Raw genomic sequence first — 23,637 nt, 5'->3', positions numbered from 1 at the left:
CGCCACTATGCGTCCTAAGGGCACGCCGCATGAAATGAAATAGAGGTGATGGGTCTCTTCTCGCGGTAAGGGCCGCATCGCCGCTTTGAGGAAACCGCCACAGGAGCGCCCGCTTGGGACCAATGCCGAGACAGCCGGGTTTGAGTTCGTTTTCGCATTGCCCATTGCAAAATGTTCCCGTATTGTTCTCATTCACGGGTTCAATCTACGCCAAGGAAAACGCGGTATGATTCGCGGAAGCTGCTGCTGTGGGGCGGTCAAGTTCGAACTGCTCGCTGAACCATTCATGATGGGGACGTGTCACTGCACGAGATGCCGCAAAGTCGGTACAAGCTCCATCGTGTTCGTTGAGAAAAAGGACCTGAAGTGGATTCAAGGCCGCGAGAACGTGCAGCTTTTCGAACCCGTTCCTCCCTACAAGTACGGCCGTTGTTTCTGCAGAACCTGCGGCACGTCGCTCGGAGAGATCCTTTCGCAGGAAGATAGATTTCCCATTGCGGCAAATGCGCTCGACGACGGGCTCAACCTGAAAAATCAGTTCCACGAGTTTGTCTCCGAAAAACCGTCGTGGTACGAAATCTGCGACGACGCGGAGCAGTTTGAAGGGCATCCCGTCGCTTCGTGACGTCTTGGCCAAGCTTCAAGGCCTCGATGACAGCGTCGTTCCCGATCTTCCCAGCTCATGCGCAGTCCGGCGACGATGGTTGTCGTTTTCCCGGCGATTCGAAGGCGCCGCGATTCTAAGGATGCGGGCCCTTCCGGGGAGGCGGCTTTCTGATACCTACGCAGCCTCGGGGCCGGCGGATGCAGCCGGCGGAGGGAAATCCGCGTGGAGCCCGCGTGGAACCCGCGTGGGACCCGCGTCAGCCGGCGTCCAACTCCGCCTCCAGGGCGGCCGGATCCTCGCTGTCGACCACCCGCCGGGCGGTTTCGTAGTCGAAGCCCTGGCGGCCCAGGGCGGCCAGGTCGCGGTCGCGCCGCTCGGCCCGCTCGCCGGGGCGCTTTTCCACGCGGAAGGGGCCCAGGCGGCGGCGCTTGGCGTAGCGCAGGGCGGCGCGCAGCTCGCGGCCCTCACCGGCGCAGTCTTCGGACTCCAGGGCCGCCTCGATCAATGCCGCAGGCAGGCTCTTGCCGCGCAGCTTGGCGCGGATCATGGCCGCGGAGGTGCCGCGCGCCAGCAGGCCGCGCACCCGTTCGCGGGCGTAGCGGGCGTCGTCCAGCAGGCCCAGCCCGGTCAGCCGCGCGATCAGCCGCTCCACCGCCGCGGCGCCTTCTTCCGGGTCGGTGCCGTGCACCCTGGCGGAGAGCAGGATCTTCCGCCGCAGCAGGCGGCGCAGGTGGCCGCTGGAGCTGTCGTAGCGCTCCAGGTAGTAGAGCGCCGAACGCTCCAGGCCCTCGGGCGTGGCCTTCAGCGGCTGGCGGCGCTTTCCCGCCGATTTCCGGGCTTTGCGCTCTCCCGCATCGGCGCCGTCGCGGCTCATGCGCGCGGCTTCGCGCCTTGCGTCCGGCGGCGGCGGGGATTATGTGAAGCGCTATGGAACATCAGACCCTCTCGCTCGGCGGCACCCGCGTCAGGCAAATGGGGCGCGTCAACTGGCGCGGCCTCTGGACCCTCTACATGAAGGAAGTGCGCCGCTTCCTCAACGTCTTTACGCAGACCCTGCTGGCGCCGATGGTGACGACGCTCTTGTTTCTGGCGATCTTCACCCTGGCGCTGGGCGGCGGCGGACGCGTCGTCGGCGGCGTGCCCTTCGCGGCCTTCCTGGCGCCCGGCCTCATCATGATGGCCATGGTGCAGAACGCCTTCGCCAACACCTCCTCCTCGCTGGTCATCGCCAAGGTGCAGGGCAACATCGTCGACGTCCTGATGCCGCCCCTCTCGCCGGCCGAGCTGACCCTGGGCATGGCCGCCGGCGGCGTCACCCGCGGCCTGATGGTCGGCCTGGCCGTCGGCCTGGGCATGTGGCTCTTCGTCCCCGTTTCGATCCACAATGTGCTCTTCATCCTCTTTCACAGCATCATGGCCTCGCTGATGCTGTCGCTGCTCGGGATGATCGGCGGCATCTGGTCGGAGAAATTCGATCACATCGCCGCGGTGACCAATTTCGTCATCACGCCCTTTTCCTTCCTTTCCGGCACATTCTATTCCATCGAGCGGCTGCCCGAGGCCTGGCAGGTCGTTGCCCACTTCAATCCCTTCTTCTACATGATCGACGGCTTCCGCTACGGCTTCATCGGCCACGCCGACGGCAACCTGACGCTGGGGATCGCGGTCATGGTCGGGGTCAACCTCTTCCTCTGGGTGGTGACCTACAGGATGTTCGCCACCGGCTACCGGCTGAAGCCATGACGGAGGCCGGGGGCAGCCCCAGGGCGGGAGGCGCCGCGGCGGGGCTGGCCTTCCGCGCCTGGCGCCCCCTGGCCTTCCGGCGCTTCAACTGGCGCGGCCTCTGGACGGTCTACTACGGCTACGGCCTCGCCCGCTTCCTGCGCTTCGGGCTGGAGACCCTGGCCGGCCCGCTGGTTTCCAGCATGCTGTTCCTGCTGGTCTTCGTGGTCGGCCAGCGCGGCCTCGGCGAGATGCTGCCGGGGGTCGGCCTGAAGGAGTTCATCGCGCCGGGCGTGGCGCTTTACGCCGTGGCCTACACCGCCTTTCAGAATTCCGCGGCCATGATCGTGTTGGACAAGATGGAGGGCACCATCGCCGACGTGCAGATGGCGCCCTTGAGCGCGCTGGAGGTCATGTCCGGCTTCGTGCTCTCGGCGGCCACCTGCGGGCTGATCTCCGGCGGGCTGGTGGCGCTGGGGACCGCGGTCTTCGCGGATTATTCATACTTCGATGCAATTTTTGTTCTCGGATTTGCCGTCTTGGCGGCGCTGCTCTTCGCGCTCATGGGCACCATTGCGGGACTCTGGGCCGAGCGCTGGGACCACTACGGCGCGGTGGAGGGTTTCCTCATCGTGCCGCTGGGTCTCCTTTCGGGAACCTTCTTCTCGGTGGAGCGGCTGCCGGAGGCGTTTCGGGACTGGATCTACTTCAACCCCGTATTCTACGCCGTCGACGGCTTCCGGGCCGGTTTCATCGGCCAGGCGGAAACCTCGCTGGCGCTGGGCGCCGGCCTGCTCGCCGCGCTGAACCTGGGTTTGGCGCTGGTGGCGTGGCGGCTCTTCGCGGCGGGCTACAAGATCCGGCCCTGACGGCGTAGCGCCCCAGGGCCGGCGGACAGCGCAGATTGGGACCTGTCACGCGATGCTGAGATCACTGCAGGGCAAGATTTTCGCGGCGCCGCTGGCGGTGCTGGCCGCCGCCGTATTGTGGCTCACGCCGGCCGCCGCCGAGAACATTCCCTTCAGCGAGGGCCTGCTGTGGCAGTTGGAAAAGGACGGTGCCCCGGCGAGCTACCTGCTCGGCACTATGCACTCGACCGATCCGCGCCTGCGCGAGTTGCCCAGACAGATCGACGAGGCCCTGGAGCAGTCGCGCGTCGCCGTCTTCGAGATCGTCGCCGGTCAGGACGGCGCGGCGGAGATGGGCCAAGCCATGCAACTGGCGCCGGGGCGGAACCTGCAGGACATCGTCGGGGCCGAGCTTTTCGAACGCGCGGCGGCGGCGGTGGCCGACTTCGGCGTCACGCCCGAGGGCCTGCAGCGCATGAAGCCCTGGGCGCTCGGCCTCTTCCTGGCGCGCCCGCGCATCGAGGTGATCCGCCAGGCCCAGGGCGAGCCGGCCTTCGATTTCTGGCTGCAAGACGAGGCCCGGCGCCGCGGCAAGGCCCTGCAGGGCCTGGAGAGCTATGCCGAGCAGATCGAGATCTTCGACAGTTTGGGCGAGGCCGAGCAGGTCGCCATGGTCGCCGACCTGCTGGACGACCACGAGCACATCGTGGCCCAGTTCAACACCATGTTCCGCGCCTATCTGAAGGGCGACACGGCCACCCTCATGGCGGTGGCCAATGACTATTCCGGTGTCGATGACGTCGAGGCCACCCGGCGTCTGGCCGAGCGCATGATCGACGACCGCAACCGCACCATGGCCGAGCGCATGGTCCCGCTGCTGGAGCAGGGCCGGGCCTTCGTGGCCGTGGGCGCGCTGCACCTGCCGGGCGAGGCGGGCATCCTCAGCCTGCTGCAGCGGCGCGGCTACCGGGTGACCCGGCTCTATTGACGCCGCCTGCAGATGCTTTGAGACAAATCCCCGCTTTGCCGGATTTTTAAGGTTTTCCGCCCAGGCTCTTTCGCAACCGGAGATTGATCTTGCCTAAGATACCCCTGCGAGACGGGGCCGGTCGCACTGTCGAAGCTGCCAGGCGAGGCCGCCCATGACTGCATCCCGAGGTATGACCGCGCTGCTGCGCCGCTGCAGCCTCCCCTTTGCCGCCCTGCTGCTGGCGGCCTGGGCCGGGCTGGCCGCGGCCTCGGACCCCCACCCGATCAAGCACGGCGAGGGCCGCATGTGGCGTGTCGAGCGCGGTACTGCGCCGCCCAGCCACATCATCGGCACCATGCATGTCAGCGACCGGCGGGTGCGCAATCTGCCGCAGCCGATTCAGGAGGTCTTCCAGCGCTCCGAGCAGGCCGCCTTCGAGCTGCGCTTCACGCCCGAGGAACGCGAGGCCGTGCTCGCCGGCACCGGCCAGACGCGTGCTTGCCGCTGCGACCTGGCCGGCCAACTCGACAAGAAGACCTATGCCCGCGTCGTGGCGCGGGCCGCCAAGTACGGCCTGCCGGCGAAGGTGGTGGGGCAGTTGCACCCCTTCATGCTGATCTACATCTTCTCCATGCCGCCGGAGGAGTACCGGCGCCAGCTCGACGGCGACCTCGCGCTCGACTTCTACCTCATCCAGTGGGCCTATGACCTGGGCATGCGGGTCGAGGGGCTGGAGACCCTGGAGGAGCATATGGGGGTCTTCGATCTGATTCCCGAGCGCGACTTCGCCGAGGTCATGCGCGAGCAACTCGACCGCCTGGATGCCGAGCCGGGCCAGTACGAACAGTTGCTACAGGACTACTTGGTCGGCGATATGCGCCGGACCTACCGCGAGTTCCAGGAAGAGGCAGAGCGCGACGCCAGTGCGCGCCGGTTCAAGGAAGCCTTCCTGGACCAGCGCAACCGGGCCATGGTCGAGCGCATGATCCCGCTGCTGGAACGTGGCCGCGCCTTCGTCGCGGTCGGCGCCCTGCACATGCCCGGCGAGGAGGGCATCCTCAGCCTGCTGGAGCGGCGCGGCTACCGCGTCACCCGGGTCCATTAGCCTCTCCGCCGGCGCCCCGCCCGGCGAAGTTTTTTTCTTCCGGTTGAATTGTCAAGCTTCACAACACGCGCCCAGGATGCAATTCTGGCGGCCTGGGAGAGCTGATGTGAAGGGGTGGGGGCCCATGGGTAGGCAGGTTCCGGGGGAGTTTCTTGCGCTTTTGCGGCGCCGCGGCGCCGTGGCGGCGGCTACCCTGGCGCTGCTGGTGCTGGCCTCCTGCACCCCGCGTCAGCCCTATCCCCTCCCGGAACGCCCGGACATCCCTCATGGCCAGGGTCGTCTCTGGAAGGTGGAGCGCGAGGGCCTGGCCCCGAGCTACGTCTTCGGGACCATGCATGTCGACGACAAGCGGGTCATGGATCTCCCCCCGGCGGTCGAGACCGCCTTCGCCGCGGCCGATACGGCGGCCTTCGAACTGATCGACGATACCGTTGTGGCCGTGGAGACGCTCTATGACGAACGCATGGAGCTGACCGGCGACGAGACGCTGGAGGAGCTCATCGGCTCGCGCAGCTTCGGGATCCTGCGCTGGCACATGAAGCAGCGCATGCTCGTCCCCAAGAACAACATCAAGCCCTGGGTGTTCTGGGAGTATATGGGCGGTGAGGCCTTCGGTTTCGTCGACTACGGCCGCCTGGAGCCCAGTGGCCACGGCATGGTCTTGGACGACTGGCTCGAGGATCGGGCGGCGAAATCCGGCAAGAAGGTGGTCGGCCTGGAGACGATCGAAGAGCAGATAGACATCTACGACAAGATCCCTCTGGATCAGCAGGCGGATCTTTTGAAGCTGGCCCTCGATCGGTACTCCGATCACGCGCCCTGGGTGCCTAAGGTCGAGCTCTACCTGAACGGCGACCTCGCCATGTTCGAGGCGTTGTGGCGCGAGTACCTGAGCTGGCTGCCGCCCGACACGGCCGAGACGATCGACCTCCGCCTGATCGACGACCGCAACCGCATCATGGTGGAGCGCATGGCGCCCCTGATGGCGGAGGCGAGCACCTTCGTTGCCGTGGGGGCCGCCCATCTGGCCGGCGAAGAAGGCGTCCTCTTCCTGCTGGAGCAAGAGGGATACAGGGTCACACGATTGCACTGAGGATCAGATATGAAGAACGTTTTTCGCCAACTGCGATGCTGCCTGCCGCGGCCCTTGGCGATGCCGCCGCTCCTGCTCTTGCTTGCAACCTGTGCGACGCCCGAGCCGCTGCCGCTGCCCGAACCGCTGGATATGCCCTACGATCAGGGGCGCATCTGGAAGATCGAAGGCGAAGACATCAAGCCGAGCTACGTCTTCGGGACCTTTCATATCGCCGACTCCAAGGTGCTCGATATCCCTCTTGCCGCAGAGCGGGCCTTCGTCGACTCGCCGATTGCCGCTTTCGAATACGACTACGATCCGGCCAAGAAAGAGGAAAACCGTATCGACCGTGAGCGCTACAGGCTCTCCGAAGGGACCACTCTCAGGAGCCTGGTCGGCGCCCGGGTTTACGGTGACCTGACCAATATCATCAAGGGGCTGGGCTACTGGAAACCGAATAACGAGCTCAAGCCCTGGGTGATGTGGGACATCTTCGGGGGCGCGCGGGGCACCTTCTACCGCAACGACGACGACTCCAAGTCGGGCGAGGTGGTCCTCGACGGCTGGCTGCAAAAACGGGCGCGTGACGAAGGCAAGACGGTGGTCGGCCTGGAGAGCGTCGAGGAAGGCTTCGTCAAATACGACACCATTCCGATGGACCAGCAGGTCGCCATGCTGACCGCCCTCGTCGACCACTACCATCAGGAGCGGCAGGGAGCCCCGATCGTGCAGGCCTACGTCGACGGCAACCTGGGACTGCTGATGGCGCTCAGTGAGGAGCGCATGAGCCGCTATCCGCCGGAAGTCGCCGAGATGCTGGATTTCCGCATCCTGACCAACCGCAATCACATCTTCGTCGAACGCGCCTTGCCCCACATGCGCGAGGACTCGACCTTCGTCGCGGTGGGGGCCGGCCACCTGCCCGGCGAGGAAGGCGTGCTGCGGCTCTTCGAGGAGCGCGGCTACAAGGTAACCAAGCTGCATTGACGTGAGGGGGCTGTCCGACAGCTTGGGCCTTTGGCGGCGCGAGACCGCGCGCCGTCTCGCCGCACCGGTCGCGGCGGTACTGCTGCTCGTCGTCGGCGGCTGCGGGCCGACGCTGCCGACCGTTTGGCCCAGCGATCAGTTGCAGCCCTTGCCGGAACCGGCAGACGTCTCCTTCGGCGAAGGCCGCATCTGGCAGATCGATTTGCCGGGCCAGGAGCCGAGCTATCTCTTCGGCACCATCCACGTAACCAATCCGGAGGTGTTCGACCTGCCGGAGGCGGCCGAGACGGCTTTCGATAAGGCGCGGTTTGCAGCTTTCGAGACGGGCTTGGAGGAAGATATCAGCGAAGAAGAAAAGACCCCCTACTTCGAGCTGGCGGAGGACGCCACCCTGCAGGGCGTCCTCGGCGAGGAGAGCTACCGCCGCATGAAGGCGCTGTTCTTATTCCGCTATTACCGTATCAAGCGCCTCGACCGCCTGCAGCCCTGGGTCGTCTGGTTCATGATCGGCGGCCGGGAAATTTCAGCCGGTCTCCGCCGCGAAAAGGGCAAGCCGATCCTCGACGACTGGCTACAGAGCCGGGCGCTCGAAGAGGGGAAGGAGGTCATTCCCCTGGAGACCACACGAGAGCACTTGAATGTTTTCGCCGGCATCCCGCTGGAGGATCAGGTTTCCATGCTGAACTCGGCCGTCGACAACTTCGACAAGCCGCGAACCAAGGTGGAGCGGCTTGAGCTCTATCTGAAGGGCGATCTGGCGCAACGTTATGCGCTGTGGGAGCGCCAACTGGAGCAGATGGACCCCGAAGTTGCCCGGCGTTTCCACGACCGGATCATGGATGGGCGCAACCGAACCATGGTTGAAAGCCTGCTGCCGGTCTTCGAGAAGGGCTCGACCTTCGTGGCGGTGGGCGCCCTGCACATGCCCGGTGAGCGGGGGATGCTCAGCTTGCTGGAGCAGCGCGGCTACACAGTCACCAGGCTGGAGTGACCGGCGCGCCGCCGTTGCCAGCCCCTAAATCCCCGCAGGACCGCCGGAATCCGGGCGCTCCGGTTGACAGCGAGCCCCATTCTGCCAATAGTGTCGCCCCTTCAGCCCCGGCTGCGTGCCGTGTAAGCTGGACCTGGCCGGCCCCGGCAAGCCCGGCGCCGGCCTGAAAGTGACCCGTCCCCGCCCCAGAACATGAGGCATTTCGGCCCTTTCGGGCCCGTGGGGGCCTGTCGGGCCTTTGTCAGGCCCGGGAGGCCTGCCGAATAAAGTATAGGAGTTCGGTCCGTGAGCGACGCCTTGATGCATACCTATGCGCGCGCCGACCTCGCTTTCGAGCGCGGCGAAGGCCCCTATCTCTATACGGCGGACGGGCGACGATTCCTGGACTTCGCGGCGGGCATCGCGGTCAACGCCCTGGGGCACAGTCACCCGCACCTGGTGAAGGTCCTGCAGGACCAGGCCGGCAAGCTGTGGCACGTCTCCAATCTCTACGAGATTCCGGAGGGCCGGCGCCTGGCCGAGCGGCTGGTGGCGAACTCCTTCGCCGACAAGGTGTTCTTCTGCAACTCCGGCGCCGAGGCCATCGAGGGCGCGTTGAAGCTGGCGCGCCGCTATCACTACGCCGCCGGCCAGCCGGAGCGCATGCGGGTGATCTCCTGCTCCGGCGCCTTTCACGGCCGCACCCTGACGACGCTGTCGGCGGCGGGCAATCCGAAATACCTGGAAGGCACCGGGCCGACGGCCGAGGGCTTCGACAATGTGCCCTTCGGCAACATGAACGAGCTTCGCAACGCGATCCGTCCGGAGACCGGCGCCATCCTGGTGGAGCCGATCCAGGGCGAGGGCGGCATCCGCGCCGCCGACCTGGACTACCTGCGCGCCCTGCGCAACGTCTGCGACGAGTACGGCCTGCTGCTGGTGCTGGACGAGATCCAGTGCGGCATGGGCCGCACCGGCAAGCTCTTCGCCTACGAATGGGCGGGCATCCAGCCCGACGTCATGGCGCTCGCCAAGGGGCTGGGCGGCGGCTTCCCCATCGGCGCCATCCTGGCGAGCGAGAAGGCCTGCGGCGGCATGCAGCCGGGCATCCACGGCACCACCTTCGGCGGCAACCCCCTGGCCATGGCCGTGGGCAACGCGGTGCTGGACGTGATGCTGGAGCCCGGCTTCCTGCCTCACGTGCAGCGCACGGCGGATCTGCTGCGCGGCAGGCTGGAAGACTTGGCCGCGCGGTTCCCGGATGTGCTGGCGGAGGTCCGCGGCGCCGGCCTGATGCTGGGCCTCAAGTGCGTGGTGCCGAACACCGAGCTGGTGGCCAAGCTGCGCGAGGAAGGCCTGCTGAGCGTGGGCGCGGCCGAAAATGTCGTGCGTCTGCTGCCGCCGCTGATCATCGAAGAGCGTCAGGTGGACGAGGCCGTACAGGCCATCGAACGCGCCTGCGGCAGTTGGGCGAAGGCGGCGTGACATGACGGAGCTGAAGCCGCCACGGCCCAAGCACTTTCTCGACCTTGACCGGCTGGATACCGCCGAACTGCGCGGCATGCTCGACAATGCCCACCGCATGAAGCGCGGCGAAAGCGGCACCGGTGACAAGCCGCTGGCGGGCAAGACCCTGGCCATGATTTTCGAGAAGCCCTCGACCCGCACCCGCGTTTCCTTCGAGGTTGCGGCGACGCAGCTCGGCGGTCATGCCGTGGTGCTGGAGCCCAGCGGTACCCAGCTCGGCCGCGGCGAGACCGTGGCCGATACGGCGCGCGTGCTGTCGCGCTACGTCGACGCCATCATGATCCGCACCACCAAGGAATCGATCCTGCTGGAGCTGGCGGAGCACGCCACGGTGCCGGTGATCAATGGCCTGACCGACGTCACCCACCCCTGTCAGCTCATGGCCGACGTCATGACCTTCGAGGAGCATCTGGGCCCTATCGAGGGGAGGGTGGTGACCTGGTCCGGCGACGGCAACAACATGGCAACCTCCTGGATCCATGCGGCCGTGCGGTTCAATTTCGAACTGCGCCTGGCCTGCCCGGAGATGCTGCGCCCGCCCCAGGCGGTGCTCGACTGGGCGGCGGCCGAGGGTGGCAGGATCGTCGTCTCCAGCGATGTCGACGCCATGGTGAAGGATACCGACGCGGTGGTGACCGACACTTGGGTCTCCATGGGCGACGACGACGGCGAGAGCCGTCACAACATGCTGCGCGCCTATCAGGTCGACGACCGGCTCATGGCGTTGGCCAAGCCGGAGGCGATCTTCATGCATTGCCTGCCGGCCCATCGCGGCGACGAGGTCACGGCCTCGGTCATCGACGGCCCGCAGTCGGTGGTGTGGGACGAAGCGGAAAACCGCCTGCATGCCCAGAAGGGCATTCTCACGTGGTGCCTCTCCTGAACGGTAAAGGTGGCTGATGCCTGAAGGCGCAACCGGCCAGGGCGGTCTCAAGGCCGACCTGGTCCAACCCTTTCTTCTCGAGTCCTCCGGGATCCGCGGCCGTCTGCTGCGCCTGGAGAACGTCTGCGACCGGATTCTCGCGCGCCACGACTATCCCGAGCCCGTCGCCCGGCTGCTGGCCGAGATGCTGGCGCTCTGCGGCGGCCTGGCCAGCCTCATCAAGTACGACGGCGTCTTCACTCTGCAGGCCAGCGGCGACGGCCCGCTGCGCATGCTGGTGGTCGATGTGACGTCGGAAGGCGAGATGCGCGGCTACGCGGGGTTCGATCAGGCGCGTATCGAACAGTTGATTGCCGGGCTGGACGCTCCGCCGACGGTGCCGCAGCTCTTCGGCAAGGGCCACCTCGCTTTCACGGTGGATCACCAGGGCAGCCACAGCGACCGCTACCAGGGCATCGTCGCGCTGACCGGCGACACCCTGGCCGACTGCCTGCAGCATTACTTCATGCAGTCCGAGCAGTTGCAGAGCGGCATCGTGCTGGCGGCGGGGCGGCGCGGTCCGCACTGGCTCTCGGCGGCGCTGGTGCTGCAGCGCCTGCCGGAAGAGGCGATTCACGCCATCGAGGACGAGGACGATTGGCGCCGCGCCATGGTGCTGCAGGCCAGCGTCCGGGAGGACGAGCTTCTTGATGACTCCCTGGGTTTCAGCGACTTGCTGTTCCGCCTGTTTCACGAGGAAGGCGTGCGCGTCTTCGAGCCGCGCGCGCTGACCGACGGCTGCCGCTGTTCGCGGCAGAAGCTTGAGAACGTCCTGAAGTCCATGCCGCGCGGCGAAATCGAGGATCTGAAGACCGACGGCGCGGTGGAGGTCACCTGTCAGTTCTGCACCCAGGTCTACCGCTTCGACGACGACGACCTGGCACGCATCTACGGCGACTAGACCTCCGGCAGCCTGACCTGGCGGGCCTCGCCCGGCGGGCTGCAGGCGGGGCGGCGGATCACGCAGATGACCTTCGGCCGCCTTGATCCTGCCCGATTCCCAACTTATTCATACTTTCCGCCTATTACGGCATGCGGCATTTCGCCGATTCCCGGACCCCGCTCGACAGGAGGCCTGCCATGCGTGTTCTCTTCCGACTTGCTCTTGTCTTTCCGCTGCTCGGCGTCTTGGCGGCCGGCTGCGCCATGGACGACCCGGGCAACAGGTTCGCCGGCCTCACTTACGAGCACCTGCCAGACATCAATCTGGATGTCGGCGAGATCCAGGTCGAGCAGGCCTACAAGGCGACCGCCGAGGCGCCGAATGTCGGCCACCGCTTTCCGGTGCCGCCGAAGGACGCCGCCGTGCGCTGGGGCCAGGACCGTCTGGTCGCCAAGGGCGACCGTCTGACCTTCCGCTACATCGTACGCCAGGCCTCGGCCATCGAGACGGAGCTGCCGAAAACGCAGGGCGTCACCGGCCTGCTGACCACGGATCAGTCGGAGCGCTACGACGTCAACATCGTCGTCGACATGCAGATCCTCGATGGGCACCAAGTGCAGGGAACGGCCAGCGCCGAGGCCCGCCGCTCGGTCACGGTGCCCGAGGACATCACCCTCAACGAGCGCGAAAAGGTCTGGTACAAGCTGACCGAGGACACCATGAACGACCTCAACGACCAGCTCGAACAGACCATCAAGACCGCTTTCTTTCCCTATATCGTGCTGTAAGGAGCTCCCCCAGCGGGAACGACATGATCGGGGTCTTCGATTCCGGCCACGGCGGCCTGACGGTGCTGCACGCGCTGACCGAGCGCCTGCCGCGCGAAGCCTTCATTTATCTGGGCGACCATGGTAACGCGCCCTACGGTCGGCGCTCCGAGTCGGAGATCTACGATCTCACCCTGGCCGCGGTGGAGCGCCTCTTCGCCGAGGGCTGCCTGCTGGTACTGCTGGCCTGTAACACCGCCTCGGCCATCGCATTGCGGAGGCTGCAGCAGAACTGGCTCCCCGAGGTGGCGCCGGAACGCCGGGTGCTCGGCGTCTTCGTGCCCATGGTGGAAGTGCTCGCCGGCGTTTCCTGGCGCGACGGCACCAGCGTGCCGGGCAAGGTCTCGCCAGACGGCATGGTGGCGGTTTTCGCCACCCAGCGCACCATCCACTCCGGCGCCTATCCCTTCGAGGTGGGCTTGCGCGCGCCGCGGATGCGCGTGGTCAGCCAGGCCTGCCCTCAACTGGTCGCTGCCATCGAGGCGGGCGAGCCCGAAGCGGTGCTGCGCGAACTGGTGTCGGGTTACGTGGCCGAGATGCTGCGGCAGACCGAGGGCCGCGTGCCGGAGGCGGCGGTGCTGGGCTGCACCCACTATCCCCTGGTGGCGCAGCTTTTCGCCGAGGCTCTGCCGGGCGGGGTGCAACTGCTCGACCAGCCGACCATCGTCGCCGACAGCCTGGCCGAATACCTCTCGCGCCACGACCGCTTCGCCGCGGCGCCGGGAGACTCCGGCCGCCGCCGTTTTCTGACCACCGGCGATCCCGAAAGAGTTTCCGCCTTCGCCAGCCGCTTCTTCGGCGCGCCGACGTCCTTCGAGGCGGCCTAGCGCGCCCCTAGCGCGCCGCCGTCCGGGCCCTTACTTCGCCGCGCTATCGATGAAGGCCTGGTAGTCTTCCAGGGTTATGGCGCCCTTGGAGTCCCGGTCCAGGATACGGAACGCCTCGACGAACTCGAGCGATGCGATCTTTCCATCGCCGTCCTTGTCGAAAAGGCTGAAGCGCTCGGGCGGCAACAGGGTTTCGTCGGGGGTGACGACGCCGTCGTCGTTGGTGTCGATCGCGCCGAGCAGCCTGATGCTGTTCAGCCTGAACTCGAATTCGTCGATCTCGCCGTCGCCGTTCTTGTCGAGCAGCTTGAACATCCGCTCGATCCGGCTCTTCTGGTCCATCGTCTGCGGTTCGGAGGTCCGCGGCTGAGCCGCGAGTCCGGCCGTCGCGCCGGTAGAGGACATGGGGGTGGAGGACGTGGCGGTGGAGGACGTGGCGGTGGAAGGCGCGGCGGCGGGACCGGAGCCCGCCGCGCCGGGTGCGTCCTTGCGCAACCGCTCGGCGGTTTGCATCAGCTCGGCCGATTCGGCGCGCAGCCGCTCCACCTCATGCCCGGCCAGCTCGGCGTCCTGCGTGGCGGTCTCGAGGGATGTCCTCTTCTCGATCAGCTGGCGCTCCACCTTGCGGAGTTCGAGCTTCCTGGATTCGATCTCGCCGGCCACCTCCGCGAGTTCGGACCTCTTGTCGCCGACCTGTTTCTCCAGGACGAGGATATCGGCTTGCGCGGCCCCCAGCTTCTTCTCGGCCGCCGCAAGACTGCCGGCCGCAGCGGCCTGCTTCGCGAGGTCGCTTCGTGCGGCCTCCACTGCGCTTGCGGCCTCGGCGCGCGCAGCCTCGGCGTCGGCCAGCCGGTCGGCCAACTCGCCGGAGTCCGCGAAGAACACATAGGCCGCCGCCCAGCCGGCGACGGCCGCGATTGCCAGGATACCCAGGATGATCTTCTGCATCGCCTGCTTCCCTGCCCAAACCCGCCGTTGTCGAAGACGCATCGGTACCGCCGCGGCGGCCGCAGGTGCCGTGCCGCGGAAGGCGCGGGCTTCAGCCTACGACAATATGGCCCGGGAGTCGCAAGAGAAGATGGCGGCTACTCCATAGGATGCGGGATCGGGCCGCCGCCCGGTCGCGCGGCTTCAGCCGGCAACGGCCCAGTCGCGCAGTTTCAGCCAGCGACGGCCCAGTCGCGAAGTTTTAGTATGAATTCCTCGCAGGCGGCCACCTGGTCCACGGCAATGAACTCGTTGGGCTTGTGGGCCTGGTCGATGGAGCCGGGCCCGAAAACCACGGCGTCCATGCCTGCCGCCTGGAACAGCCCGCCCTCGGTGCCGAAGGAGACCACGCCGGGCGCCGCGTTGCTGCCGGAAAGGCGGCGTACCAGGGTTTCGACGGGATTGTTCTCGACCGGCATCAGCGGCAGCACGGTGGAGAGATGCCGAGTCTCGATGCCGGCCTCCGGCGCGAACTCGCGGAGCGCCGGCAGGACTTCGTCGCGGGCATAGGCCTCGAAGCCCTCGATGATGGCCGCGGTGTCCTCGCTGGGAATCGGCCGGAACTCCCAGCCGAAGCTGCAGTCCTGGGCCACGATGTTGAGCGCCTTGCCGCCTTCGATCAGGCCCAGGTTGAAGGTGGTGTAAGGCGGATCGAAGGGGCTGTCGGCCGGCGCCTCCGCGCGCTTCTGCGCGGCCAGGTCGGCCAGGTAGGCGATCAGCCGGCCGGCGGCGAAGATGGCGTTGCCGCCGCGATGGGGCTGACTGGAATGCGCCGCCAGGCCCTCCAGGTGAGTTTCGAAGACGTAGCAGCCTTTGTGGCCGTTGACGATCTTCATCTCCGTCGGCTCGCCGACGATCACCATCTCCGGGCGCGGCAGGTTGGCGACGATGTCGTCGATCATGCCGCCGACGCCGGTGCAGCCCACCTCCTCGTCGTAGGAAAGGGCGAGGTGCAGCGGATGGCGCAGCGGCTGGGCCTGGAATTCCGGAACCAGGGCCATGGCCACGGCGATGAAGGATTTCATGTCGGCGGTGCCGCGCCCGTAGAGCCGGCCGTCGCGCTCCACCAGCGTGAAGGGATCGCTGTCCCAGGACTGGCCGTCGACCGGCACCACGTCGCTGTGCCCGGACAGCACCACGCCGCCCGGCGCCTCGGGCCCGAGGCTGGCGAAGAGGTTCGCCTTGGTGCCTTCGGGATTGGCGATGCGCCGGCAGCGCGCGCCGTGGCCTTCCAGATAGCTTTGGGCGAAGTCGATGAATTCCAGGTTCGACTTGGCGGAGGTGGTGTCGAAGCCGATCAGGCGTTCGATCATCTCGCGGCTGTGGGGGCGGATTGCGGTCATGGTTTCTTGCTCAGCCGCGCCAGAAGGAAGGCGCCAGCAGGATCAGGACGGTGAAGAGTTCGAGGCGTCCGAGCAGCATGCCCAGGCAGAGCAGCAGCTTTGAGCTGTCGGGCAGGGTGGCGTAGGTGCCGGCCGGGCCGATGACCTCGCCCAGGCCGGGCCCCACGTTGGCGATGGCCGAGGCGGCGCCGGAGACGGCGGTGACGAAATCCAGTCCGGTGAGGCCCAGGCCGACGGCCAGCAAGGCGAAGCAGGCGGCGAAGAGGAAGAAGAAACTCATCACCGAGGTGGCCACCGGATCGGGGATGGGTTTCTTGTTGTAGTAGGGAAAGAAGACGCCGTTGGGTTGCATCAGGCGATGGATCTGGGCATGCGCGGTGGCGTAGAGCACCTGCAGGCGGAAGATCTTGATGCCGCAGGTGGTGGAACCGGCGCAGCCGCCGACGAACATCAACACGAACATGACGGAGACCACGAAGCTGCCCCAGCGCCCGTAGTCGGCGGTGGCGAAACCGCTGCCGGTCATCACCGAGATGACGTTGAAGGTGCTGTAGCGCAGCGCTTCCAACGGTTCCATGAGGTCGCCACGGTACAGCCAGCCCGCGGTGAAGAGGATGGCGACGGCGAGGATGGTCAGGAACCAGCGCACCTGGGTGTCGGCGAAGACCGGCCGCAGGTCGCCGCGGATCACGCGCAGGTAGAGCACGAAGGGGATCGAGCCCAGCACCATGATGGCGCTCATCGCCCAGTCGATGGCGGCGTTGTCGAAGTGGCCGACCGAGGCGTCGTAGGTGGAGAAGCCGCCGGTGGCGATGGAGGTCATGGCGTGGGCCACGGCGTCGAAGCCCGACATGCCCAGCGACCACAGCAGCATGGCTGCGACGGCGGTCAGGAAGACGTAGATGATGGCGATCCCGCCGGCGATCTGCGCGGCGCGCGGCAGCACCTTGTCGGTATCGAAGGCCTCGACGCGGAACATCTGCATGCCGCCGACCTGCAGCATCGGCAGGATGGCCACGGCCATGACGATGATGCCGATTCCGCCCAACCACTGCAGGATGGCGCGCCACAGCAGGATGCCCGGCGGCGCGAAGTCCAGGCCGACGATGACCGTGGCGCCGGTGGTGGTGACGCCCGACATGGACTCGAAGAAGGCGTCGGCCGGGTCCAGCTCCAGCTCCGAGAACTGGAAGGGCAGGGCGCCGAAGGCGGCGATGACGAACCAGGCCAGGTTGGTCATGACGAAGGCCTGGCGCACCGAGAAGCTGCCCAGGCTGGCGCGCGTGGTCAGCATCATGGAAACGCCGACGAAGAGCGTGACGAAGGCGGCGACGGAAAAGACCTGCCAGTCGGGATGGCCGACCGAGATGTCGACGATGGCCGGGATGATCATGGCCACGGCCAGCACCGAGAGCAGGATGCCGATGACGAAGATGACAGGGCGCAGCTCGATCATTGCCCGGCCCCTCTGCGATCCGCCTCAACCAGGCCCGCCCGCTGCACAATCCCCCGACTCATGATCCCCCAAATCCGGGCTAGCTGCCGTCGTAATGCAGACCCGCGGGCGATCCGACCAGTGCGAGAAACTCCCGCCGCGTGGATGGATTGGTACGGAACATCCCGAGCATGCGGCTGGTCACCATGGAGGTGCCAGGCTTGTGAATCCCGCGCGTCGTCATGCACTGGTGCGACGCCTCGATGACCACGGCGACGCCCTTGGGCTGCAACACCTCATCGATCGTGTTGGCGATTTGAGCCGTCATCTTTTCCTGGATCTGCAGGCGCTTGGCATAGGCTTCCACGATCCGCGCCAGCTTGGAAATGCCGACGACGCGGTTGTTGGGCATGTAGGCGACGTGGGCCTTGCCGATGATCGGCGCCATGTGGTGCTCGCAGTGGGATTCGAAACGAATGTCGCGCAGCAGCACCATCTCGTCATAGCCCTCGACCTCCTCGAAGGTGCGCTTCAGCAGCTCCAGGGGATCGACGCTGTAGCCCTCGAAGAACTCGTCGTAGGCCTTGACCACGCGGTCCGGCGTGCCGCTCAGGCCTTCGCGCGTGGGATCGTCTCCGGCCCAGCGGATCAGGGTTTCCACGGCCCGCAGCGCTTCCTCGCGCGTCGGCCGCTCAGCCTGTGGCAGGTCTTGAATTTTCTGTTTGGTGGTCACGCCGCGACGGTCCCCTTCCTGGCCCTCTTCCTGGTGGTCCGCAAAACAGGCCGCCGGTCTCCGCTCTGCATCGGAACCGGCTGCCCGAAAGTCGGCTAGTTGAGTTGCACGGGCTGATGCGGGCTGTCCAGCGAAAATGCCGGGATTTCAACGTCGAAGCGCCGGCCGTCGGTGCTTTCCATCTCGTAGCTGCCGACCATGATGCCCGAGGGCGTGGTCAGCGGCGTGCCGCTGGTGTACTCGAAGGTCTCGCCCGGCTCCAACGTTGGCTGCTCGCCGACCACGCCGGCCCCATGGACTTCCTGCACCCGTCCCATGGAATCGGTGATGCGCCAGTGCCGGTTCAACAACTGGACCGTTTCCGAACCGGTATTCTCGATGCGCACCTGGTAGGCCCAGACATAGTGGCTCTCCGTGGGGGAGGACTGGTCCTCCAGATAGATCGGTTTGACCGTCACGCTGATTGACTGGGTCGTCGCGCTGTACATGGTCTCTTGATCCTCATTTTCAGCCGGCGGCAAGGCCGCCGGTACGCAGTGCCGGAAATCAGTCTACGCCCTGCAGGGCAGACAGGAAAGGCCCAGGGGAGAGCCCTCGCGGAGCCTGGATTTTAGGGAATTGCCGTGCCGGCCGCGGCCCGAAGGCTCGCGGAAAGGCGGGGTATCTAGGGAAGGTTGCCGGGGCGCCGCCCGCGCCCGCCGGCGTGGCCGCCGAGGATGCGCCCTTCGGCGTCGATCCGCAGGCGGGGCCCGCCGGCGTCTTCGGCGTCCTGAGGGTCGTGCGTGACCAGAAGCGTTGGCAGTCCTTGGGCGCGGGCATGGTCGAAGACGAAACTGCGGAAGCGGGCGCGCAGCGCAACGTCCAGCTTGGCGAAGGGTTCGTCGAGCAGCAGGGCGCGCGGCTCCGAGAGCAGGGTGCGCAGCAGGGCGACGCGGGCGCGCTGGCCGCCGGAAAGCGTTGCCGGGTCGCGGTCGTAGAAGGCGAGCATGTCGGCTTCCGCCAAGGCCGCTTCGATGCGCGCGCGCCGGGCGCGGCGTCCGCGCAGGCCGGACGGCAGGCCGAAGGCCAGGTTGCCGGCGACCGAGAGGTGCGGAAACAGCAGGTCGTCCTGGAACAGGATGCCGATGTGGCGGGCTTCCGGCGGCGCCGCGGTTACCTCGGCGCCGTTCAGCAGCACCCGCCCGCCGCCGCTCAACCCCGGCGCCAGCGTGCCGCAGATATAGGCCAGCAGGCTCGACTTGCCGCAACCGCTGGGACCCATGACCGTGACAACCTCGCCCGGCGCGACCGTGAGGCTGACGGGCCCGATGATGTGCTTGTCGCCCTGCGCGGTTTTGTGGGTGATCTCCACCTGGCTCAAGGTCAGGGAATGCTCCTGGGTCAGGCTGATGACGCTCATGCCGCCCTCCTCACGCTGGAGCCTTCGCCAGCCTGCGCGTTAGCGCCAGGGGGCGCGGCAAGGCCAGGGCCGCGGCGAAGGCCAGCAGCGGCAGCAGCGCCTGCAGGAAGGCGTAGACGCCCATGACCCGGCGGTCGCCGCCGGCGGCCAGTCCCACCGCCTCGGTGGTCAGGGTGGCGAAGCGGCCGGCGCCGGCGAAGAGGGTCGGCAGGTACTGCGCCACGCTGACGGCGAAGCCCACGGCCAGGGCGAAGAGCACGGGCCGGAGCAGCATCGGCAGCTTGACCTGCCAGAACACCCGGTTGGGCCTGGCGCCCAGGCAGAGCGCGGTGCGGGCGTAGCGTTCGTCCAGGGCCCGGTAAGGGTCGGCCAGGGTGAGGAAGACATAGGGCAGCACGAAGAGCAGATGGCTCCACACCAGGGCGATCCAGGTGGCGTCGATGCCGGCCTGGATGGCCAGCACCTGTGTTCCGAAGAGAAAGGCGACCTGCGGGACAAGCAGCGGCGCGTAGAGCAGCCAGAGCGCGCGGTTGGAAAGGGTGAGGCCGCGGCGCTGCTCGTTCTCCAGGCAGCCGAGCGCCAGCAGCAGGGCGATGCCGGCGGCGGCGAGGCCCGTCACCAAGGTGGTGCCGGTGATGGCCGCCACCTCGGGCGCGTGCCGTGTCCAGGTGTCCAGCGAGAAGCTGGCGGGCAGGGCATCGGGATAGCGCCAGCGCCCGGTGACCGACCACAGGGCGACGGCGGCCAGGCCGGCCGCGGCCAGGGCGGCCAGGCCCAGCACCAGGCCGGCGCTGAGGGGACGCGCGGCCCGGCCGTCGCCGCCGCGCTGTCCGCCGGCGATCCAGGCGCGCCCGGCCAGCGCCACCGCCGCCTCGCCCAGGCGCCAAAGGACGATGGCCGCGATGACGAGGAGCAGTTGCAGGGTGGCGCCGGCCGCCGCGACGAAGCGCAGGGAGAGGTCCGGGTCGTTGAACCAGCGCAGCACCTGTACCGCCAGGGGCGGCGGCGTCAGCGGCGCCAGGATGAGCGCCATGTCGACGACGGAGAGCGAGAAGGCGAGCACCGCGTAGACCGGCAGGCGGATCTGGCGGTAGACCGCCGGCAGCACCGCCTTCAGCCAGGCCACCACCGGGCCGTAGCCGAGGGAGCGGGCAACCGCCAGGCGCTCCTCGGCGCGCACCTGCTCCAGGGCGGCCAGTGTCATGAGCAGCAGGAAAGGCACTTCCTTCATCACCAGCGCCAGGGTCAACGCCAAGGCGTTGGGATCCTGCACCGTGGCGACGTCGGGCGGCAGCTCCCAGCCGGTGGCCCAGGGCGAGACCAGGCGCACCAGCCAGCCGCTGGGCGCGATGAGGAAGGCCAATCCCAGCGCCACCGCGGCGTGAGGCACGGCGATGAGCGGCGCCAGGAGGCCACGGAGCATCAGGATCAGCCGCCCGCCGTGGCAGGCCGCCAGGAAGAAAACGGTCAGGAGGAAGGCGAGGAGGGTCGCAAGCAGGCCGGAGACCAGCGTCAGGCGCAGCGACTCGGCGAGGCCCGGCTGGGCGAAGAGCGCGCGCCAGGGGGCCAGGGTGAAGCTCTCGCCGCCCAGGGCGGGAAAGAAACCGAAGGCCGGCAGCCAGGTGCCGATCAGTCCGGCGCCGACCGGCGCCAGGAAGGCGGCGAGGGTGATCGCTGGAAAGCTGCTCAGCAGGCCGCGTCGGCGCATGGGCGGCAGTCCTCTCGGCCGGCGCTCAGCGCGCGTAGCGTTTCTGCCACTCGGCCTCGATGCGCGTCATCCAGGAGGGATGGGGCTCCAGCAGCGTCGGGCCGAGGTCTTCCGGCGACAGCGTGGCGAGGCCCAGCGGCAGGGTTTCGAAGAGATGGCGCTGGCCGTCGGAGAGTTTCGACATGGCCAGGACCGTCGGGTCGCCCCAGGCCTCCGGGTTCTGCTTCACTGCCTGGGCCTTGGGACTCATCAGAAAGTTGGCGACCACCATGGCGCCCTCGGCGGCCTTGGCGTTGAAGGGAATGGCGACGAAGTGGGTGTTGCCGATGGTGCCCTTGTCCAGGACGAAGGTGCGCACGGTTTCCGGCAGCAGTTTGTTGGCGATGGCCGAGGAGGCTTCTGCGGGGTTGAAGGAGAGGCTGATGTCGATCTCGCCGTCGTCGAGCAACTGGCGCTGCGCCGGGCCGCCGGAGGGGAAGGTTTCGCCGCCGCGCCAGAGATTGGGGTGCAGCCTGTCCAGGTATTCCCACAGCGGCCGGGTGAGCTGCTCGACCTGGGCGTCGTTCGCCACCGGCTGCTGCAGGAAAGCCGGGTCGGGCGCCAGCTCGATCAGCGCCTGCTTCAGGAAGGTGGAGCCCAGGAAGGCCGGCGGCGCCGGATAGGTGAAGCGCCCGGGGTGGGCTTCGGCCCAGTCGAGGAACTCGGGGATCGATCTCGGCGGGTTTTCCACGCGGGCGGAATCGTACGGGAAGTTCAGCTTGGCCATGCCCCAGGGAGCTTCTAGCCCGTCGGCCGGCACTGTGAAGTCCACCAGGGTGGAGGGTTTGTTCTCGAAGTCGACGAGGCGGAAGTTGGGCAGTGCCTGCGTGAAGGGGCCATAGAGCAGGTGCTGCTTCTTCATGGCGGCGAAGTTCTCGCCGTTGATCCAGATGAGGTCGACGGAGCCGTCTTCCTTCTTGCCCGCCGTGCGCTCGGCCAGCACCCGCGAGACCGCGTCGGCGGTATCGGCCAGCTTCACGTGCTTCAGGGTGACGTCGTATTCCTCGCGCATGTAGTCGCCGACCCAGGCGATGTAGGCGTTGATGCGCTCGTCGCCGCCCCAGGCGTTCCAGTAGACCGTCTGGCCCTTGGCGGCGGTGACGATCTCCTGCCAGGTCCGGGTCTCGGTGCCGCCCTCGGCCGGGCCGCTCAGCCCCAAAGCCGTGGCCAGGGCGGCGAGCAGCATGGAAAACAGCGGTAAGCGGCGGCGGATCATCTGCGGCAATCTCCAATGGGTCCCGGGTCCTTCGGGGACGGGAAAGAGCCTACAAGGCGCCCGGCGGGCTGTCACCCGCGGGCGGCGGCGGATCACGTGGTGTTTATTGCGGTTTTCGGCCGCCCGCCGGCAACCGCAGCCCTACGCGCAGGCCGGGATCGTTGTCCTCCAGCGTCAGTGCGCCGCCGTGCAGCTTGGCGACCGCGGCGACCAGGCTCAATCCCAGGCCGCTGCCCGGGGTGCCGCGGCTGGCGTCCAGGCGCACGAAGCGCTGCAGCACGCGCGCGCGGTCTTCGGCCGGGATGCCGGCGCCGCTGTCGGCGACGCTGAGCTCCGTGGCGCCGTCCTCCCTCTTCGCGAGACCGACGCGAATATGCCCGCCGGCCGGGCTGTACTTGACGGCGTTGTCCAGCAGGTTCGACAGGGCCTGGCCCAAGAGCTGCCGGTGACCCTTCACGGTGACGTCCGGTGCGATCGCGCCGTCCAGCTCCAGTCCCGCGTCCTCGGCGATGGGCTGGTAGACCTCCAGCAGGTCGCCGGCCAGGGCCGAGAGGTCGAGCGCTTCCAGGGTGAGGCGGTTGAGGCCCGCCTCGGCCTGGGCGATGTTGATGAGCGAGTCGAAGGTATGCTGGATGGTCTCCAGCTCTCCGGCGGTCTGCTCCAGGGCTTCGCGGTAGGCCTCGGCGTCCCCGCCGCGCTTGCGCAGCGCCGTCTCGATGGCGCTCTTTGCCCGGGTCAGCGGGCTGCGCAGGTCGTGCGCCAGGCTGTCGGTGACCAGGCGCATGCCGCCCATCAGCGTTTCGATGCGCTCCAGCATTTCGTTGATGGTGGCGGCCAGGCGGTCGAACTCGTCGCCGCTGCCGGTCAGCGGCACGCGGCGCGAGAGATCGCCGCTGACGATGTCCTGTCCCGTGGCGCGCACCGCGTCGACGCGCTTCAGGCTGTAGCGGCCGATGAGGGCGCCGCCGAGAAGGCCCAGCACCAGCGCCGGCAGCAGCGCCCAGGTCAAGGCCCCCAGGACGATGCCGCGGAAGTCGGCGCGCTCTACGGTGTCGCGGCCGACGAAGAGGTGATAGCCGCCGGCCAGGGTGAAGGCGCGCCCGCGCACGATGTGCTGGGCGCCGCTGGGGTCGTCGCGGCGGCCCAACGCCACCTCCACCCAGCCGTCTTCGTCGGTGACCTGTGCGGGCCAGGCGGAGAGGTTGCCGGCCAGGGGCTGCAGGCGCGGGCCGGTCAGCAGGTAGACGTTCTCCTCGCTGCCTTGCGGGCCGCTGCGCTCGCCGATCACTTCCATCAGGCGCGGCAGGCCCTCGTCGCGGTACTGCTCCGCCAGGCCGCGGATCTCCGCCTCCATGGTCTCCTCGGCCTGGCGCTCGATGAGCTGGGCGGTCGACCAGTAGACGAAGCCCATGAGCGCGCCCAGGGTGACGCCCAGCAGCAGCAGGTACAGCAGGGCGATGCGGAAGATCGAGGTGTGGAACAGTCTATCCATGCCCGCGGGATCGGC

At 67.5% G+C, this 23,637-nt stretch carries 23 protein-coding genes; 13 read left to right on the top strand and 10 right to left on the bottom strand.

Annotated elements, in window-relative coordinates; genetic code table 11:
- Positions 1-226: 226 nt before the first annotated feature.
- Positions 227-625 carry a GFA family protein gene (locus AAFN88_RS00610; protein WP_347517560.1) on the top strand — a complete coding sequence of 133 codons (399 nt, stop codon included), beginning with the start codon at positions 227-229 and terminating at the stop codon, positions 623-625.
- A 238-nt stretch (positions 626-863) separates the two neighbouring features.
- Here AAFN88_RS00610 and AAFN88_RS00605 read toward each other — a convergent pair whose 3' ends face one another.
- Positions 864-1,481 (bottom strand): regulatory protein RecX, encoded by a 618-nt coding sequence (locus AAFN88_RS00605; RefSeq protein ID WP_347517559.1) that lies wholly within the window; start codon positions 1,479-1,481, stop codon positions 864-866.
- 53 nt (positions 1,482-1,534) lie between these two features.
- On the opposite strand from AAFN88_RS00605, the gene AAFN88_RS00600 reads away from it, so the two are divergent.
- The 12 genes from AAFN88_RS00600 to AAFN88_RS00545 all read left to right on the top strand — a co-directional run bounded on the left by AAFN88_RS00600 (position 1,535) and on the right by AAFN88_RS00545 (position 13,270).
- Complete coding sequence (locus AAFN88_RS00600; RefSeq protein WP_347517558.1) at positions 1,535-2,350, top strand: ABC transporter permease; 816 nt, start codon at positions 1,535-1,537, stop codon at positions 2,348-2,350.
- Positions 2,347-3,198: an ABC transporter permease gene (locus AAFN88_RS00595; protein ID WP_347517557.1), complete on the top strand. Its 852-nt coding sequence runs from the start codon at positions 2,347-2,349 to the stop codon at positions 3,196-3,198. The genes AAFN88_RS00600 and AAFN88_RS00595 overlap by 4 nt, the downstream gene beginning before the upstream one ends.
- Before the next feature lie 52 nt (positions 3,199-3,250).
- The gene (locus AAFN88_RS00590) at positions 3,251-4,165 is read left to right on the top strand and encodes a TraB/GumN family protein (RefSeq protein ID WP_347517556.1); all 915 of its coding nucleotides are present in this window, start codon (positions 3,251-3,253) and stop codon (positions 4,163-4,165) included.
- Between the two features lie 154 nt (positions 4,166-4,319).
- The gene (locus AAFN88_RS00585; RefSeq protein WP_347517555.1) at positions 4,320-5,252 is read left to right on the top strand and encodes a TraB/GumN family protein; all 933 of its coding nucleotides are present in this window, start codon (positions 4,320-4,322) and stop codon (positions 5,250-5,252) included.
- Between the two features lie 124 nt (positions 5,253-5,376).
- The gene (locus AAFN88_RS00580) at positions 5,377-6,345 is read left to right on the top strand and encodes a TraB/GumN family protein (RefSeq protein WP_347517554.1); all 969 of its coding nucleotides are present in this window, start codon (positions 5,377-5,379) and stop codon (positions 6,343-6,345) included.
- A 9-nt stretch (positions 6,346-6,354) separates the two neighbouring features.
- Positions 6,355-7,314: a TraB/GumN family protein gene (locus tag AAFN88_RS00575; protein WP_347517553.1), complete on the top strand. Its 960-nt coding sequence runs from the start codon at positions 6,355-6,357 to the stop codon at positions 7,312-7,314.
- A gap of 1 nt (position 7,315) precedes the next feature.
- A complete protein-coding gene (locus AAFN88_RS00570) occupies positions 7,316-8,305 on the top strand; it encodes a TraB/GumN family protein (protein ID WP_347517552.1) in 990 nt (329 codons plus the stop codon).
- A gap of 285 nt (positions 8,306-8,590) precedes the next feature.
- Positions 8,591-9,769: an aspartate aminotransferase family protein gene (locus AAFN88_RS00565; RefSeq protein ID WP_347517551.1), complete on the top strand. Its 1,179-nt coding sequence runs from the start codon at positions 8,591-8,593 to the stop codon at positions 9,767-9,769.
- A gap of 1 nt (position 9,770) precedes the next feature.
- Positions 9,771-10,694: an ornithine carbamoyltransferase gene (gene argF, locus AAFN88_RS00560; RefSeq protein WP_347517550.1), complete on the top strand. Its 924-nt coding sequence runs from the start codon at positions 9,771-9,773 to the stop codon at positions 10,692-10,694.
- A 16-nt stretch (positions 10,695-10,710) separates the two neighbouring features.
- Complete coding sequence (locus AAFN88_RS00555; RefSeq protein WP_347517549.1) at positions 10,711-11,634, top strand: Hsp33 family molecular chaperone HslO; 924 nt, start codon at positions 10,711-10,713, stop codon at positions 11,632-11,634.
- Between the two features lie 179 nt (positions 11,635-11,813).
- On the top strand, positions 11,814-12,404 hold the full coding sequence (locus AAFN88_RS00550) for a hypothetical protein (protein WP_347517548.1): 591 nt from the start codon (positions 11,814-11,816) through the stop codon (positions 12,402-12,404).
- Positions 12,405-12,427: 23 nt separating this feature from the next.
- Positions 12,428-13,270 (top strand): aspartate/glutamate racemase family protein, encoded by an 843-nt coding sequence (locus AAFN88_RS00545; protein WP_347517547.1) that lies wholly within the window; start codon positions 12,428-12,430, stop codon positions 13,268-13,270.
- A 30-nt stretch (positions 13,271-13,300) separates the two neighbouring features.
- On the opposite strand, the gene AAFN88_RS00540 is transcribed toward AAFN88_RS00545, so the two are convergent.
- From AAFN88_RS00540 to AAFN88_RS00500, 9 genes are all read right to left on the bottom strand, one after another.
- Complete coding sequence (locus tag AAFN88_RS00540) at positions 13,301-14,218, bottom strand: EF-hand domain-containing protein (protein ID WP_347517546.1); 918 nt, start codon at positions 14,216-14,218, stop codon at positions 13,301-13,303.
- Between the two features lie 212 nt (positions 14,219-14,430).
- Positions 14,431-15,600 (bottom strand): acetylornithine deacetylase, encoded by a 1,170-nt coding sequence (argE, locus tag AAFN88_RS00535; RefSeq protein WP_347517545.1) that lies wholly within the window; start codon positions 15,598-15,600, stop codon positions 14,431-14,433.
- A gap of 10 nt (positions 15,601-15,610) precedes the next feature.
- Positions 15,611-17,056 (bottom strand): TrkH family potassium uptake protein, encoded by a 1,446-nt coding sequence (locus AAFN88_RS00530; protein WP_347517544.1) that lies wholly within the window; start codon positions 17,054-17,056, stop codon positions 15,611-15,613.
- 79 nt (positions 17,057-17,135) lie between these two features.
- Positions 17,136-17,768, bottom strand: coding sequence for a GTP cyclohydrolase I FolE (gene folE / locus AAFN88_RS00525; RefSeq protein ID WP_347517543.1), 633 nt, complete (start codon positions 17,766-17,768; stop codon positions 17,136-17,138).
- Positions 17,769-17,863: 95 nt separating this feature from the next.
- Positions 17,864-18,256 (bottom strand): Co2+/Mg2+ efflux protein ApaG, encoded by a 393-nt coding sequence (gene apaG / locus AAFN88_RS00520; protein ID WP_347517542.1) that lies wholly within the window; start codon positions 18,254-18,256, stop codon positions 17,864-17,866.
- Positions 18,257-18,432: 176 nt separating this feature from the next.
- The gene (locus AAFN88_RS00515) at positions 18,433-19,167 is read right to left on the bottom strand and encodes an ATP-binding cassette domain-containing protein (RefSeq protein WP_347517541.1); all 735 of its coding nucleotides are present in this window, start codon (positions 19,165-19,167) and stop codon (positions 18,433-18,435) included.
- Positions 19,168-19,177: 10 nt separating this feature from the next.
- A complete protein-coding gene (locus tag AAFN88_RS00510; protein ID WP_347517540.1) occupies positions 19,178-20,875 on the bottom strand; it encodes an ABC transporter permease subunit in 1,698 nt (565 codons plus the stop codon).
- 25 nt (positions 20,876-20,900) lie between these two features.
- The gene (locus AAFN88_RS00505; protein WP_347517539.1) at positions 20,901-22,130 is read right to left on the bottom strand and encodes an ABC transporter substrate-binding protein; all 1,230 of its coding nucleotides are present in this window, start codon (positions 22,128-22,130) and stop codon (positions 20,901-20,903) included.
- A 103-nt stretch (positions 22,131-22,233) separates the two neighbouring features.
- Complete coding sequence (locus tag AAFN88_RS00500; protein ID WP_347517538.1) at positions 22,234-23,622, bottom strand: ATP-binding protein; 1,389 nt, start codon at positions 23,620-23,622, stop codon at positions 22,234-22,236.
- Positions 23,623-23,637: the final 15 nt, after the last annotated feature.

It is taken from the genome of Pelagibius sp. CAU 1746, from assembly GCF_039839785.1.
Lineage (GTDB): Bacteria > Pseudomonadota > Alphaproteobacteria > Kiloniellales > Kiloniellaceae > Pelagibius.
Note: the sequence above shows the minus strand (reverse complement) of the source record. Positions and strands in the feature narration are given on the sequence as shown.

Coding starts and splice junctions, on each gene's coding strand:
- AAFN88_RS00505 (WP_347517539.1), bottom strand. CDS start 22,130: ATGATCCGCCGCCGCTTACCGCTGTTTTCCATGCTGCTCGCCGCCCTG.
- argE (WP_347517545.1), bottom strand. CDS start 15,600: ATGACCGCAATCCGCCCCCACAGCCGCGAGATGATCGAACGCCTGATC.
- AAFN88_RS00555 (WP_347517549.1), top strand. CDS start 10,711: ATGCCTGAAGGCGCAACCGGCCAGGGCGGTCTCAAGGCCGACCTGGTC.
- AAFN88_RS00515 (WP_347517541.1), bottom strand. CDS start 19,167: ATGAGCGTCATCAGCCTGACCCAGGAGCATTCCCTGACCTTGAGCCAG.
- AAFN88_RS00580 (WP_347517554.1), top strand. CDS start 5,377: ATGGGTAGGCAGGTTCCGGGGGAGTTTCTTGCGCTTTTGCGGCGCCGC.
- AAFN88_RS00550 (WP_347517548.1), top strand. CDS start 11,814: ATGCGTGTTCTCTTCCGACTTGCTCTTGTCTTTCCGCTGCTCGGCGTC.
- AAFN88_RS00545 (WP_347517547.1), top strand. CDS start 12,428: ATGATCGGGGTCTTCGATTCCGGCCACGGCGGCCTGACGGTGCTGCAC.
- AAFN88_RS00500 (WP_347517538.1), bottom strand. CDS start 23,622: ATGGATAGACTGTTCCACACCTCGATCTTCCGCATCGCCCTGCTGTAC.
- AAFN88_RS00585 (WP_347517555.1), top strand. CDS start 4,320: ATGACTGCATCCCGAGGTATGACCGCGCTGCTGCGCCGCTGCAGCCTC.
- AAFN88_RS00590 (WP_347517556.1), top strand. CDS start 3,251: ATGCTGAGATCACTGCAGGGCAAGATTTTCGCGGCGCCGCTGGCGGTG.
- AAFN88_RS00530 (WP_347517544.1), bottom strand. CDS start 17,056: ATGATCGAGCTGCGCCCTGTCATCTTCGTCATCGGCATCCTGCTCTCG.
- AAFN88_RS00595 (WP_347517557.1), top strand. CDS start 2,347: ATGACGGAGGCCGGGGGCAGCCCCAGGGCGGGAGGCGCCGCGGCGGGG.
- AAFN88_RS00610 (WP_347517560.1), top strand. CDS start 227: ATGATTCGCGGAAGCTGCTGCTGTGGGGCGGTCAAGTTCGAACTGCTC.
- argF (WP_347517550.1), top strand. CDS start 9,771: ATGACGGAGCTGAAGCCGCCACGGCCCAAGCACTTTCTCGACCTTGAC.
- AAFN88_RS00575 (WP_347517553.1), top strand. CDS start 6,355: ATGAAGAACGTTTTTCGCCAACTGCGATGCTGCCTGCCGCGGCCCTTG.
- AAFN88_RS00510 (WP_347517540.1), bottom strand. CDS start 20,875: ATGCGCCGACGCGGCCTGCTGAGCAGCTTTCCAGCGATCACCCTCGCC.
- AAFN88_RS00600 (WP_347517558.1), top strand. CDS start 1,535: ATGGAACATCAGACCCTCTCGCTCGGCGGCACCCGCGTCAGGCAAATG.
- AAFN88_RS00540 (WP_347517546.1), bottom strand. CDS start 14,218: ATGCAGAAGATCATCCTGGGTATCCTGGCAATCGCGGCCGTCGCCGGC.
- AAFN88_RS00605 (WP_347517559.1), bottom strand. CDS start 1,481: ATGAGCCGCGACGGCGCCGATGCGGGAGAGCGCAAAGCCCGGAAATCG.
- apaG (WP_347517542.1), bottom strand. CDS start 18,256: ATGTACAGCGCGACGACCCAGTCAATCAGCGTGACGGTCAAACCGATC.